16 protein-coding genes are annotated in these 13,568 nt (G+C 60.4%); 12 read left to right on the top strand and 4 right to left on the bottom strand.

Annotated elements, in window-relative coordinates; translation table 11 throughout:
* Nucleotides 1–16 precede the first annotated feature (16 nt).
* Nucleotides 17–700: an RES domain-containing protein gene (locus tag C7C56_RS14795; protein ID WP_109246574.1), complete on the bottom strand. Its 684-nt coding sequence runs from the start codon at nucleotides 698–700 to the stop codon at nucleotides 17–19.
* A gap of 4 nt (nucleotides 701–704) precedes the next feature.
* Nucleotides 705–1,325, bottom strand: coding sequence for a hypothetical protein (locus C7C56_RS14790; protein ID WP_106758142.1), 621 nt, complete (start codon nucleotides 1,323–1,325; stop codon nucleotides 705–707).
* Nucleotides 1,326–1,826: 501 nt separating this feature from the next.
* Here C7C56_RS14790 and C7C56_RS14785 point away from each other — a divergent pair.
* The 10 genes from C7C56_RS14785 to C7C56_RS14750 all read left to right on the top strand — a co-directional run bounded on the left by C7C56_RS14785 (nucleotide 1,827) and on the right by C7C56_RS14750 (nucleotide 7,258).
* Nucleotides 1,827–2,150 carry a hypothetical protein gene (locus C7C56_RS14785; protein WP_106758141.1) on the top strand — a complete coding sequence of 108 codons (324 nt, stop codon included), beginning with the start codon at nucleotides 1,827–1,829 and terminating at the stop codon, nucleotides 2,148–2,150.
* Nucleotides 2,151–2,263: 113 nt separating this feature from the next.
* Entirely contained in the window at nucleotides 2,264–2,824 is a 561-nt protein-coding gene (locus C7C56_RS14780; protein ID WP_146204492.1) for an imm11 family protein, read from the top strand.
* Between the two features lie 70 nt (nucleotides 2,825–2,894).
* Nucleotides 2,895–3,314 carry a hypothetical protein gene (locus C7C56_RS14775; RefSeq protein ID WP_106758139.1) on the top strand — a complete coding sequence of 140 codons (420 nt, stop codon included), beginning with the start codon at nucleotides 2,895–2,897 and terminating at the stop codon, nucleotides 3,312–3,314.
* A gap of 67 nt (nucleotides 3,315–3,381) precedes the next feature.
* On the top strand, nucleotides 3,382–3,687 hold the full coding sequence (locus tag C7C56_RS28910) for a hypothetical protein (protein ID WP_106758138.1): 306 nt from the start codon (nucleotides 3,382–3,384) through the stop codon (nucleotides 3,685–3,687).
* Nucleotides 3,688–3,882: 195 nt separating this feature from the next.
* On the top strand, nucleotides 3,883–4,227 hold the full coding sequence (locus tag C7C56_RS14770) for a ribonuclease E inhibitor RraB (RefSeq protein ID WP_106758137.1): 345 nt from the start codon (nucleotides 3,883–3,885) through the stop codon (nucleotides 4,225–4,227).
* Nucleotides 4,228–4,986: 759 nt separating this feature from the next.
* Nucleotides 4,987–5,256: a ribbon-helix-helix domain-containing protein gene (locus tag C7C56_RS14765; RefSeq protein ID WP_106758136.1), complete on the top strand. Its 270-nt coding sequence runs from the start codon at nucleotides 4,987–4,989 to the stop codon at nucleotides 5,254–5,256.
* Complete coding sequence (locus C7C56_RS14760) at nucleotides 5,253–5,591, top strand: type II toxin-antitoxin system RelE/ParE family toxin (protein ID WP_106758135.1); 339 nt, start codon at nucleotides 5,253–5,255, stop codon at nucleotides 5,589–5,591. Before C7C56_RS14765 ends, C7C56_RS14760 begins: the two co-directional genes overlap by 4 nt.
* Nucleotides 5,584–5,877: a hypothetical protein gene (locus tag C7C56_RS28205; RefSeq protein WP_146204491.1), complete on the top strand. Its 294-nt coding sequence runs from the start codon at nucleotides 5,584–5,586 to the stop codon at nucleotides 5,875–5,877. Before C7C56_RS14760 ends, C7C56_RS28205 begins: the two co-directional genes overlap by 8 nt.
* Nucleotides 5,874–6,311, top strand: a complete 438-nt coding sequence (locus C7C56_RS14755) for a ribonuclease E inhibitor RraB (protein ID WP_106758134.1) — start codon at nucleotides 5,874–5,876, stop codon at nucleotides 6,309–6,311. Before C7C56_RS28205 ends, C7C56_RS14755 begins: the two co-directional genes overlap by 4 nt.
* 482 nt (nucleotides 6,312–6,793) lie before the next feature.
* Nucleotides 6,794–7,258 (top strand): hypothetical protein, encoded by a 465-nt coding sequence (locus tag C7C56_RS14750; protein ID WP_106758133.1) that lies wholly within the window; start codon nucleotides 6,794–6,796, stop codon nucleotides 7,256–7,258.
* Between the two features lie 170 nt (nucleotides 7,259–7,428).
* Here C7C56_RS14750 and C7C56_RS14745 read toward each other — a convergent pair whose 3' ends face one another.
* Nucleotides 7,429–9,069: a S1C family serine protease gene (locus C7C56_RS14745; protein ID WP_106758132.1), complete on the bottom strand. Its 1,641-nt coding sequence runs from the start codon at nucleotides 9,067–9,069 to the stop codon at nucleotides 7,429–7,431.
* A gap of 189 nt (nucleotides 9,070–9,258) precedes the next feature.
* Nucleotides 9,259–10,056, bottom strand: coding sequence for a class I SAM-dependent methyltransferase (locus C7C56_RS14740; protein ID WP_106758131.1), 798 nt, complete (start codon nucleotides 10,054–10,056; stop codon nucleotides 9,259–9,261).
* Nucleotides 10,057–10,558: 502 nt separating this feature from the next.
* On the opposite strand from C7C56_RS14740, the gene C7C56_RS14735 reads away from it, so the two are divergent.
* Nucleotides 10,559–12,196, top strand: a complete 1,638-nt coding sequence (locus C7C56_RS14735) for a TldD/PmbA family protein (RefSeq protein ID WP_106758164.1) — start codon at nucleotides 10,559–10,561, stop codon at nucleotides 12,194–12,196.
* 12 nt (nucleotides 12,197–12,208) lie between these two features.
* Entirely contained in the window at nucleotides 12,209–13,546 is a 1,338-nt protein-coding gene (locus C7C56_RS14730) for a TldD/PmbA family protein (RefSeq protein WP_106758130.1), read from the top strand.
* Nucleotides 13,547–13,568 lie beyond the last annotated feature (22 nt).

The following is a 13,568-nucleotide window of genomic DNA, read 5'->3' as shown; positions in this document are numbered from 1 at the left end:
GCGCCCACTCGGCCTCTCAGGGAGGCGGCACCCGGCACAGGTCTTCGAGCAAGACCTTGTATTCGGGTGTCGCGCCGAAAGCCTGCTTCGTGACCGACAAATTGGCCCGCAGCATCGCCAACTCGCGCGAGGACAAGGCCAGCGCCTCGTGCCCGCAGTGCTTGCGCGAGGGATAGCGAAAGCCGTGCACGCGCCCGTCCTCGGCGGCGACCAGCGCGTCGACCATGCAGCCGAACCATTGCGACCAAGCATGGTCGGGCGAGGACACCTCGTCGAAAATCCCGAGTTTGCTCAACACCAATCCGTTGGCATCGAACAGCACCAGCGGCGCCCGCAGCCCGAAGGTGACGATCAAGGCCTCGGGCGCGCCCGGCGCCACGTAGAACGATCCCGGCCGCGTCACATCGTTGAGGCACAGGCCGGCCTCCCAGACGGCCGTCATCGGCATGTGCGCCGCATAAATCCAGTGGAACGGAAAGCTGCCGTCGGCCGCGCGGCTTTGCGCGGGCGGGCCGAAGCGGTAAGTCGTATTGACTTGCGCGGGCAGCACCGAAGCGGGGTTCCACGCGGCGCGCGCGAGGGTGCTGCCGGTCGGCAAAACGACAATATTGTTACGAAGCGTACGCTGAAGCAAAGCCGGATCGGGCAGGCGGCGGGCGATGTCTTTGGGGGGAGTCAGGGGAGGGTGGCTGGCGAGCATGTGCTCAGCCTATAACGTCCGCCTTTGAGGAGGACTGTGTTGCCGCAAACTCGATGAGCTTGCTTTGGCGGACGCGCGCGCCGATCCGCAGCAGTGCTTGTTGGCTTGGATGGAGCTCGGAGCGGGTGGCGAAGGGCATGCCGGCGAGCACTTCGGCAGGACAGAGCTCGTTGAGTTCGTCGGCGGCCGTGACCCAGAAGGCGTGCACTTCGCTGGCCGGGCGTCCGGCCAGTTGGGCCAGCACCGCGGAGATGAGTTCCGGCACGGGGTCGACGAACTGCCACGCGGGAAATTCTTTGCCGATGCTGCGCCCGCCCGGCGTGGTGCAGTAAAAGCGGCCCTGGTCGGCGGCCCGGTACAGCGTGGCCTGGGACATGACCACTTTGCCTTGGGATATTACTTCTGCGGCCTTGAGGCGCTCGACGGGCAGGGTGCCGGAGCGTGCGCCCTTGTTGAGCGAGCCGATGGTCTGGCTCAGGGCTTGGCGGGCGATGGCGACCACCTGGGCCTGCTCCTTGCGCGGCAGGGTGGCGCCGAGCCGGTCGTGGACCTCGATCGTGAAGCGTTCGAGCAGTTGCTCGGCCCAGCCCGCGCCGGTTGCCGCGTCGTTGTCCCAGGTATCCATGGCGTCCTTCCGTTAGAACTTAGAAGGTAACAGGGTTTCGCATCTTTATCAAGATTCGCATAATTCTCATGTGCGCGGCTTTGCGCCGGCACAGGCGGGGGAGATGGGGTGTTGCAAGGATTGTCACGCCGCGTGCCGGCCGGGAACGATCAGTTTCGCGGCAAGGATTCGGTCGAGCGGTGATATTTCCTTTGAGATGTACGACGAATGGTGCGCGTTTGACTCGGCGATTGAGGATCCGAAATCCCTTGCCTTCGCGCGGAATGCGGCAACTTCACCCGGATCATTGGGCTACGTGGTTGTACTCCAAGATTTTAATCTTAAAGGTGGGTTGGCAGTTTCTCGTTAGGGTGTGCTAAAGTGAACTAATCGATTAATATTAAAAGAAAAAACGTTCTTTTTTTATCGTCTAGGCATTTTTTCGGAATAAGCAGCGTCCCATCGGGACTTACTTACGGGCGCTATATGAGTATTGCATTAATAATTGAGAGACGTGGCAGTATGGCAGAGCGCATTTCCGTTGACGAGTGGCGAAGCGTTGTCGCTTCGTGTGACGATCTCCAAATGCGAAGTGAGCCACACGTTGGGATGAATCCCGGCACTAAACTGAAAATCACATTGCCTCTCGGCGAGGCGGATTCCGAGATATTGGTTCACGAGCAGTGGCTACCGTTTCTACGGTTCCGGCGTGGCGCCTTGATCACAGAGTACGACGAAGACTTCGACGACCCAGCAAATCCTATTCGCATCGTCGTTGCAAGGGTTGCAAAGCAACTGGATGCTGTTATCGGCACCGATGTTGACGACGACGTTTTAGAATGGTAGAGCCAAGTGTAAGTTTCGTCCAACAGTCAGGTCGAGCGGACTGGTCGGGAACGGCGCAATTCAGCATTTATCTCTAGCGCGGCCATCCGCTCACCACAATGTTAGCCCTCCAAATGCCCCTACTCTGGCGAATTCCTGATAAATATCCTCAAAAGGCCATTGGTGCTTACGACACGACCATACCGTTCGATCGGTTCATGCTGTTGGAAGGGCAAAGAATTGTGCTGCCGGAGGCCAAGCCCGTCGTCCACTTCTCCATTACAGCCAAGCAGCTACTTGTATATGACTGCTTGCCAAATAGCGCTCTTGTACCACTCCTCAGTAAACGGTTGATTCATGCGCTGCGGGAACTGTGTGAGGATGATTTTCAGTCCATTCCAACCGTCGTTGTGGCTACGGACATGCAACTGGACGATTATTCCTTTCTGAATGCCACGACCTGTGTTCCCGCCATTGATCATGCATGCTCAAATTATTTCATGGTGCCGGAAACCGAGCAAATCATGGGATTTAGAAAACTGCGCCACAGACCTAATTGCCTTGGTGAGCGCCATCTGGCCCGGGACGTTGAGTACCGCTCACATTTGCTTGCAAGTGAAAAAGTGCTCGGATTGCTTCGCCGACTAAAGGCAAAGGGAGCCGAGCTACTCACTGCTGAAGAGGTACATTGGTAGCCCGGCTAAACAAGCATTCCAAGCGACGCCTTTGGCGTGCCTGAATTTACACGTTGTGCAGGTTCCTTATATGATCCGAATTGAATTTGAAACGCCGATCGAATCACGTTGCGAGTGCTGCGGCAAGACGACAGTCAGACTGACTCGTTTGGTTTATAGGGACAACGATGCGTTCGCGGTCTACTACGCATCATTCACACCTGATCACAATGAAAAGGTGCTAAGTGGAATTATTGGATTAGGTGAGTGGGGTGACGATGCTGTTGGGCCAGAGGCACGCGTAGCGTTTCCCTTTCAAATAACATGGCGGGACGACTGCTTCAACGTCCATATGATTGACGCTCACGAATCGGGTTGGAATGACGTGACTTTCCTCGGCAGAATTCAAAACCGCGAAGAATCGCTTGTTCATGAATGGATCAAAGATGTGTTTCACATTACCGACCACATGGTTGCCGACGACAATGAAATAGTTCAGTTTTTCAGCTAATCCGCTGCCCAATAACTCATTCCAACCGACGCCTTCGGCGCGGCTGAAATAAAAACGTTAGGTGCACATGTACTGGAAGGCGACGCAGTATCCACAACTGAAAAACCTATCGCGTGCCGAGCAGCGCCACATCATCGCAGAGGCTCTTAAACGGCACGCTCGGTGGGGAGAAGTTCGGTTTTGGGCGGTGCTGGTGGGTGCATTCGGTATCGTACTTTCGTATATCTATGTTGCTGCGGCCTCGGAGGCGCCGGAATGGGTGGCCTGGCTTTTGCCGTTCCTTTGCGGCGGATTGTTCTTTGGTTACCTCCTGTGGGAAATTAACGGTCCGTGTTATCGGGCTGTTCAGGTGTATCTAGCGCATAGAACCTAACTTTATTTGGATTTGAAACTATTTAGAAAAAAGAGCGCCCCGACGCTCAAAGCGACAAAGCTTTACGGCGTTAGTCAACCAAGCAATCGAGAGGCTTCGATATTCACGGCCCGTATGCCGGATACGGCGCAGTTCATCCTTTAATTCACGGGCGGCCCGCCGCTCAGCTCAACGTTAGCAGACTTAGGAGGAGTAATGGAACGTGACTGCAAGCAGTTTCCCTACGACGAGAACGGCGATGTACTTTTGCGCATGAAGGAAAACGGCGACAATCTTTCAAAATCGCGCGAAATCGATTTCTCCGTAATCTTTCCTACGGAAGATGCGGCCCTAAAGTTCGCTATCCATCTGCTCAAGAACGACCAGAAAGTGTCATTTTCATCGTACGATGGAGACGATGAAATGCCCTGGCAAGTAGCCGCACATCCGTTCATGGAGCCAACTCACGAAAACATCACAGGCTACGAAAATCAGCTGGGTGATGATGCGGCCACTTTTGGAGGGCGCAATGATGGCTGGGGCTCTATGCAACAGGACTGAGGGTTCCAACTTTCCAATCAACCGGACTGCTTCCGCGCTGCGCGCTCCAGCAGCCAGTTATCTCGTACGTTAAGCAGCTGGTTATGGAAGTTGATTGGATTGCTGTAGACCGAGAAGCACACCAGCTTAGTCTCGATTATGGGCAGCGGGCTCACATTCACGCAGAAAAGCTTGCAGGGAAAGCAAGGAGCGCGTTACGGCCAGAGGACGCTGAATTCTGGAAAGCCGTAGCAGCGGCATTGCGGCCACGAGCGTTAGCGCTTGGGTTTGAATAGTCCGACATGCGAGGGGCGCCCGTCGAAACGGACTGGCCGGATGCGTACAACTGGGGACAGCCCCCTGTTCCTTTGGAACGCTGGAGTCGTGAAAGCGCGGCGCGTAACACGTACGTTTCCGCGAAACAGGGGTCTGTCCCCGGTTTCGCGTCCGGTTTCGCGGTTTCGCTCGGTTTCGGTGGTCCCCGGTTTGGTGGAGATGGGGTGTTGCAAGGATTGTCACCCCGCGAGAAGTCTGTCTTGGCGCCGTCGCGCTTGGTCTTCCCGCTCGCTCGTCGTTGCAAATGCTCGCCATTGCCCGAGCTATGGCTGTGCTTTGCGCCTCGATCGGCCACCTTCTGGCGCGCTGCTCGGGCACGTTCGAAAAACTCTCAGCCTCTGAGTCAGCAAAATGGTGCAGTCGCCTTCCGAAAGCGACAACAAGGCTGGACTCTTGGCGAAGATTGGAATAGGATTAAATCCTATCAATCGATCGGAGTCTACCATGCGAACAACTCAGCAACTGAGCATCACCCTGCCGCTGGACATGGCGGACATAGTGAAGGCCAAGGTGCGGACTGGTGAGTACGCGTCGGAAAGCGAAGTCATCCGCGACGGTCTGCGTGCGCTCCTGGCGCGCGATCGGGCTGTCGAAACCTGGCTGAACCACCAGGTCGGACCGGCATACGATGCGTTGAAAGCCGATCCAACCCGAGCTGTTACCATCGACAAGGTGCGTGCCCGCCTAGCCGCCGAGCACGCCAAGGCACGATGAGCTATCGTGTCATTTTTTCCCCCGAGGCCGAGGAACAACTTGTGGCTCTGTACCGCTACATTGCCGATGCGGCCTCATCCGATATAGCAGCCGGGTACACGGAGGCTATCGTCAGCTACTGCGAGAGCTTGTGTGCGTTCCCCCATCGCGGTACTGTGCGCGATGACGTGAGGCCGGGGCTGCGCATCACCAACTACAAAAAGCGCGCCGTGATCGCTTTCAACGTGGACAACGAGAAAATATCCATCATCGGCATCTTCTACGGCGGCCAGGACTATGAAACGCTCCTTCAAGTTGAATCCGACGATGGGCCGGAGAACGGAAGCGATGACTGAAAACCCATCTTCCGGTTTCGGGTTTCGGTTGCCGCCGAATATCACCATCTGCTCCGATCTTTGCCTTCTTGGCCTGTCCGTGCCCGCTCACGCGTTGTCGCTTCACAGAGCCGAAGAAGACAGGTTCTTTGCGAGCTGTTCAGGCGACGGGGGCAGTATTGCCAAACGCACTTTTGGCGGCTTAGGTGGCGCGATTGTGGCAAGTCGATGCGCCCAGTCCAATACGGCGCAGTTTTTGTTTAATCCGCTGGCGGTCAGCCGTACAGTTTTAGTAGGGAATTCATGAAAAGCACGCTTCTAGTCTCCCTCGTTACAGTATTCTTGGTCACCGTGATTGTTCCTCTAGCTGCTGATGCGCAGGCGGGCGGCTCGCGTGACGAGCTTGAGCAAATGTTCGCAAACATATCGCAAAAAACGAAATGGGATACGTCCAAGAGTCTGTTGTGGGGATATTTCTTTACCAGTCCGTCACGCCAGCCGCTTGAGATCGCGTCAAGCGATCTTTCGAAGTTAGGTTACCGCGTCGTACAAATCTACTTGTCGGATAAAGAGAATTCGAAGGATCCGGACAAATGGTGGCTTCACGTCGAACGCGTCGAGATCCACTCCGTCACAAGCCTCCTCAAGCGCAACGCCGAGCTTTCAGCATTTGCAGAACGCCATGGGTTGGCTTCGTACGACGGGATGGACGTCGGTACAGCGCCTGCGGTGAAGAAATGAGATCACGCGTTATCACTTTTTAGCCCAACGACTCGCTGGCCTCGGTGGATGCTTCCATATTAAGATGACCTCATTGTAACTAATTGAACAGGCACTCGCAGCGAGGGATGAGGTCATATTTTGAATCGAACGGGCCGCCTCCGCCTCCTCTGCGAAGCGGTTTCGTCCAACCCCGCAGTCAGTGAATTTTCACCAAAAAACTCGTGGACAACCGTGCCGTCATGCAAAGAGTCGCTCCCTACTGCCTGGCTCTTGGCCTTCTTGGCCTGTCCGGCTCCGCCCACGCGTTGTCGTGCAGAGGTGTCGATGACAGGTTCTTTGCGCGCTGTTCCAGTGGGAACTGCGTCATCGAGTTCCGGGCCAGAGATATCCCTGTGCCTGGCCCATGTGCAAGACGCACGGTCGTAGAACCGGTTCCTTCCGACGTTGCGCGGGTCGTACTCGAACGAGTTTCGAAGAACGTTTTTTCCGGAGAGTACGAGGTGACGCTAGTCCACCGCTACTACTCAGATCCACCGGTGAGCGCGGTCGAACTCACCCGCGCGTTCGCTTCGCACGAGCTGAGCCCACCGCGCCTGACCATCAAGCCACTCGTCCCTGGTGTGAGCCTCGAACAACTGCGGAAGGATTGGTCTGGGCGCGCTCGCAGCTCGGTCATCGAACTGGTGGCGTACTATGCCTTCGAATTCATTCTTCTCGCAGCGGGCCTATACGCGTTGTATCGCACAGCGGCCGCGTACCGCAGGAGGTTGCTGTCGGTGAGCCAGGAGCCGCTGGCGGGCCCGATTGCGCTGCAGATTGCGGTTTTTGCGTTTGCAGTTGCCTGCCTCGGGTCATTCAGCGGTCCTGTTTTTTTTGGTTTGCTTGCTCCGGTCGTGTTAGTCGTATGGGGCTATGAGTTGGCCGTCTACGGCTTGGCAAGGTATCGCTCAAGGAGCGGTAAATGAGCCCCGACATGGCGGGCGACACCGATGTCTAACCTATTCGAGTACTTGCACACAGCGTTTGGCCTTGTGCTGTCCAACAGTCCCGTCAACCGGGCGCCCGAAACGCCGCCCGTTTAGGGTCCCCTCCGCGCCCAGTTTCCAAGGCGCGTATCTAAACCTCACAACCCAGCTCACCGCGCCGGCTTCGCCTTCCAGATCGCCATCATGTCGGCCGACCCCTGCGAGCGGATGCCGTTATCCGACAGCACGTTCTCGGTCTCGTCGAGCATGGCCTGGCGCGGCAGCACCATGGTCTCGCCGCCGCGCTGGTCGAAGTGGACCACGACCAGTTCGTCCTTGAGGTCGCGCAGCATGGCGACCAGGTGGCGCAGGCTGCGCACCGGCACCTTGTTGATCGAATAGACGACCGCGCCGAAGCGGCTGCTGTAGCCGCTCACCAGCTTGTGCGGGAAGAACGGCGAGGTCACCACAACCAGTTCCTCGCGCGCGGCGTCGGGCGTGTCGCCGCGGCGCGTCACCAGCGGGCTGGCGATGTAGGCGAAGCCGTTGAGCGCGGCCGCATTGCTGCTGATGAAGGACATGAACTCGGCGCTGGCGCGCCCGAACACGATCGGCCCGTAGATGAAGTACGAGGGATAGCCGCCGTCGAGGTCAGGAATGAGCAACGGCCGCTCGGTCAGCACCGGGACCTCGACCTTCATCGACTTGCCGCCGCGCACGATCGTCAGCGGCACCTTGCCGTCCTTGGCCAGTTGCTGCACCCGGTACTGGAAGCGCACCCGCAGGTTGCTGCCCAGCGCGACCATGGCCTGGTTGTCGACCGGCGCGTCGCCGATGTGGGTGATCACGTCCCACTCCTTGAGCGGGTAGGCGGCGTCGAGCTTGTAGGGGCTTTGCACGACCGCGCCGGCGACCGTCTTGGGCAGCTTGAGGAAGGAGCGCAGCACCGGATTTTCGAGCGTCTGGACTTCGTCGAGCAGGGCCGGCTTGCCTTCGTAGCGGCCGTCGGCGACGTCGCGCAGGAACAGCTCGACCTCCTCGTTGGGGATGATGTAGCCGATGTTCTGCGCATTGCCGGCCGTGGCGAACGCGAGTCCGACCATCTTGTCGCCGGCGATCGCCGGGCCGCCGCTGTTGCCCGGGTTGACGGCGGCGTCGATTTGGATGCGCAGGCCCGAGGTTTCGCTGCTGTAGTTGACGAACTCGATGCGCGAGACGATGCCCTTGGTGATCGAGAGCGAATTGCCGCCGGTTGGATAACCGTAGGCGAACACCTGGTCGCGCACCTCGGGCAGCACGCTCGCGCGCGCGGCCGGCGCGTGGGTGTCGAAGAACGACTCGTCGTCGAGCTTGAGGATCGCCAGGTCCATCCCGCGCGATACCGCCACCACCGTGGCCGACACCTTGTCGCCGGCCTGGTTGGCCTGGATCTGCACCTGGCTGGCATAGCCGACCACGTGCGCGTTGGTGAGGATGCGTTTGCCCTCGATCACCACGCCCGAGCCGGTGACCTCGAACGGCGCCGATTTGCTCCACGGTTTGAACGGGTCGGGACGGCGCAGCGTCGAAAACACCTTGACCACCGCGTTCTCGAGATTGGCCGGGATCTCCGGCGCCGGCGCGGGCGTGCTGGCAACGGGCGCCAGAGGCACCGGCACCGGCATCGGGCTCGGCACCGGGCCCGGCACCGGCACCGGCACGGTCGCAGGCGGCACGCCGGCCGGCGTCAGTTCCTTGCTGTTGTTCTGGGCGTTTGCTGCCAGGCTCGCTGCGAGGACGGTGAGGGCGGCAAGGATACGGATTGGGTTCATGGGCATTTTTCTGGGTGCGCGATGTCGGTTGCGGCCTTGCGGCCATGCCGGTTCTCCGGGACAGGGGCCAGTGTAGCCGACATTGCCTTCAATCATTTGCGACCGGACAGTCGCGAACGGTGCCGGGCCCGCCGCGGCGGGCGGGCCCGGTGTGCCGTGCCGGCGCGGGGCGGCGGACCGCCCCCATTTTTACGGCTTGACGAACTTGAGCGTCATGCGGTCGCTCTCGCCGATGGCCACATACTTGGCGCGGTCGACGTCCTTGTTGGCCAGCGACGGCGGCAGCGCCCAGACGCCCTTGTTGTGGTCGGCCGTGTCCTTCGGATTGGCGTTCACCTCCGACTTGGCGGCCAGCTTGAAGCCGACGCTTTCGACCATCTTGACCACATACGCTTCTTGCATGTAACCGCTGTCGGCCTTGACCGCCTGGTTGGCCGGCATGCGGTGCTCGACCACGCCAAACACGCCGCCCGGCTTGAGCGCATCGTAGACGCTCTTGAGGGTCAGCTTGAGCTTGTCGTCGCCGTCGCCGGTCCAGTTGTGGATGTTGCGGAACGTGAGCACCATGTCGACGCTGCCGTCTTTGGCGAAGTCGAAGGTGGTCGGCGGCGCGAACGTGCCCACTTGCACCTTGTCGAACATCGCCGGGTTCGCTTCGAGTTTTTTCTGGAAGTTGGTCCCCGAGCGGCTCTGGTAGGCGTTGGACGAGCTCGGCGAATAGCCGGCGGCGATCAGCTTGCCCTCGGCCTTGAGGTAGGGCGCGAGGATCTCGGTGTACCAGCCGCCGCCGGGCGACAATTCGACCACCGTCATGTTCGGCTTGATGCCGAAAAAGCTCAGCGTCTCGTACGGATGGCGCGCGGCGTCGCGCGCGCTGTTGGCCGGCGTGCGCGCGCTGTTGGCGACCGCCTCTTTGAGCGGGTCGTGCGCTTGCGCCATGCCCGATACGCCGGCGGCCAGCAACGCGGCCAGAATCAGTCTTTTCATAGGGTTCTTCTCCAGTTCATTGTGGTGGGCGGCGCCACCGCTTCAGCCGCCTCTCGCCGGATCATGGGATAAGCGCGGCGCGCGGTCAAGCGCAATCTCGGCCGCTTTAAGACTCGGCTTAGAGTATGGCCGTGCCGGCGCCTTCGCCGACGGCGTCGCCGCCCCCGTATTTACTGTCCGCCGCGCCCGCCGGACACCCTCCCGGACAGTGCGGACAGCGCCTTCGGACACCCCCGCCGCCGCAAATAAGACACTTCGATGACACTTCGCCGATGGTACAAAAGTTGCGTTGCCGAATGCGCATTCAAGCTGTTACTGTTTCGAAAGTTGTACGGATTAATTCAGAGCGGCCGCCCGTGTATGTATGTGTATGTATGCGTATTTATAGCGTACATATAGCGCATTTATAAACGTATTTATATGCGCAGTTATATGTGTATGTATGCGCGTGCACGCGCGGGCAGGCCACCCCACCCTTAGGGCGCAAGTTTCAGGAGATATGATGCAACGACGTGATTTTCTCAACATCAGCGGGCTGGCACTCGGCACCATGCTGGTGCCCGTTTTTGGCCGCGCGATCGCCGCCGACGAGCTGCTCAACCCGATGGAGTTGAAATTCAAGAAGACGTTGGCCGACACCGCCCTTGGCGCGGCCACCGCAGCAGGCGCCTCCTACTGCGACGTGCGCATCGGCCGCTACCTGAACCAGTTCATCACCACGCGCGACCTCAACGTCGAGAACGTCGTCAACACCGAGTCGGCCGGGGTCGGCGTGCGCGTGCTGTGCAACGGCGCCTACGGTTTCGCCGCCACCGCCGACATGTCGCCCGACGCGGTCGCCGGCGCCGCGCGCCAGGCCGTGGCCATCGCCAAGGCCAACGCCCGCCTGCAGTCGGAGCCGGTGCGCATGGCGCCGGTCAAGGGCGTCGGCGAGGTGTCCTGGGCCACCCCGATCAAAAAGGATTGGCGCCTGGTGCCGATCAAAGAAAAGGCCGAGCTGCTGATCGCCGCCAACAAGGCCGGCATGGAGGGCGGCGCGAGCTTCATGCAGTCGCTCATGTTCCAGGTCAACCAGCAAAAATACTTCGCCTCGACCGACGGCTCCTACATCGACCAGGACGTGCACCGCCTGTGGATGCCGGTGTACGCCACCGCCGTCGACAAGGCCACCAACAAATTCCGTTCGCGCCAGGGCCTGTCGGCGCCGGTCGGCATGGGCTACGAATACCTCGACGCGCGCCCGCAGGACAAGTTCAAGGCCGCCGGCGGCGTCACCACCCTGTACGGCAACTCCTACGATTTGATCGAGGACGCGCGCGCCTGCGGGCGCCAGGCCAAGCAGAAGCTGACGGCCAAGTCAGTCACGCCCGGCAAGTACGACCTGGTGCTCAGCCCCGAGCACATGTGGCTCACGATCCACGAGTCGGTCGGACATCCCACCGAGCTCGACCGCGTGCTCGGCTACGAGGCCAATTTCGCCGGCACCAGCTTCGCCACGCTCGACAAATGGGAGTCGAAGAAATTCAAGTACGGCGCCGAGCGCGTCAACATCGTCGCCGACAAGACCGTGCCCGGCTCGCTCGGCGCGGTCGGCTACGACGACGAGGGCGTCAAGTGCAAGCAGTGGGACATCATCAAGGATGGCATCCTGGTCAACTACCAGGCCACGCGCGACCAGGCCCACATCGTCGGCGAGAAGGAGTCGCACGGCTGCTCGTACGCCGACAGCTGGAGCAGTGTGCAGTTCCAGCGCATGCCCAACATCTCGCTCGCCGCCGGCAAGGCCAAGCTCTCGCCCGACGAGATGGTAAAGGACGTCAAGAAGGGCATCTACATCGTCGGCGACGGCTCGTTCTCGATCGACCAGCAGCGCTACAATTTCCAGTTCGGCGGCCAGCTGTACTACGAGATCAACAACGGCAAGATCGGCGCCCCGCTCGAGGACGTGGCCTACCAGTCCAACACCCAGGAATTCTGGAACGCCTGCGCCGCCATCTGCGACCAGAGCGACTGGCGCATGGGCGGCTCGTTCTTCGACGGCAAAGGGCAGCCATCGCAAAGCAGCACGGTCTCGCACGGCTCGAGCACCACGCGCTTCAACGGCATCAACGTGATCAACACAGCCCGAAAAATCGGCTAAGGCAAGGACACCATGAAGATCTTGAATCAGGACGAAACAAAACGCATCTGCGAGCGCGTCATGGGCTTCTCCAAGGCCGACGAATGCATCGTCAGCGTCAACGGCAGCCGCACCGGCAACATCCGGTACGCGCGCAACAACGTCTCGACGGCCGGCCTGGTCGACGACCAGCAGCTGGTCGTCTCGGTCGCCTTCGGCAAGCGCCAGGGCACCGCCGCCATCAACGAGTTCGACGACAAGTCGCTCGAAAAGGCGGTGCGCCGCGCCGAGGACCTGGCCCGCCTGGCGCCCGAGAACCCGGAGTTCATGCCGACCGTGGGCAAGCAGGCCTACAAGGCGTCCAACACCTACAACGCCAGGACGGCCGCGATCGACCCCGAGTTCCGCGCCCAGGTGGCCGCCTACAGCATCGAGGCGAGCCGCAAGAAGGGCCTGGTCTGCGCCGGCTTTTTCAGCGACAGCACCGCCTTCAGCGCGGTGGCCAACTCAAACGGCGTGTTCGGGCACCAGGTCGACACCGGCCTCAATTTCACCTGCACCGTGCGCACCGAGGACGGGCGCGGTTCGGGCTGGGTCAAGCGCTCGGCCACCGACGCCGCCATGTTCGACGCGCGCGAGGCGTCCGAGGTGGCCATCGAAAAGGCGCTGCGCTCGGTCGAGGCCAAGGCGCTCGAGCCGGGCCGCTACACGGTGGTCCTCGAGCCGGCCGCGACCTCCGACCTGATCGGCTACATGCTCGGCAATTTCGACGCGCGCCAGGCCGACGAGGGGCGCAGCTTCCTGTCCAAAAAGGGCGGCGGCAACCGCCTCGGCGAAAAGCTGTTCGACCAGCAGGTCAACATCTGGGCCGACCCGTGGGACAAGGACGTGCCGGTGCTGCCGTGGGATGGCAACAGCCTGCTCGCGCGCGAGCGCACCAACATCATCAAGGACGGGCGCGTCGCCTCGCTCGAGTACGCGCGCTACTGGGCCGCCAAGCAAAACGTGCGCGCGCTCGGCGGGCACGGCAACATGATCATGGGCGGCACCGACAAGAGCACCGCGGAGCTGATCGCCAACACCAAGAAGGGCGTGCTCGTGACTCGCACCTGGTACATCCGCCTGGTCGATCCGCAGTCGGTGCTGCTCACGGGCCTCACGCGCGATGGCACCTTTTACATCGAGAACGGCAAGATCAAGCATCCGATCAAGAACTTCCGCTTCAACGAGAGCCCGGTCAGCATGCTCAACAACATCGAGGAAATCGGCAAGCCGCAGATCATCGCGGGCGACGAAGTCGGCTACGCGATGCTGATCCCGCCGATGAAGGTGCGCGACTTTAATTTCTCATCCCTGTCGGACGCGGTCTAAGACCACGTGCAATCACCCCGGG

It is taken from the genome of Massilia glaciei (assembly GCF_003011895.2).
GTDB lineage: Bacteria > Pseudomonadota > Gammaproteobacteria > Burkholderiales > Burkholderiaceae_D > Telluria_A > Telluria_A glaciei.
This window is presented reverse-complemented; position numbering and strand designations above follow the sequence as displayed.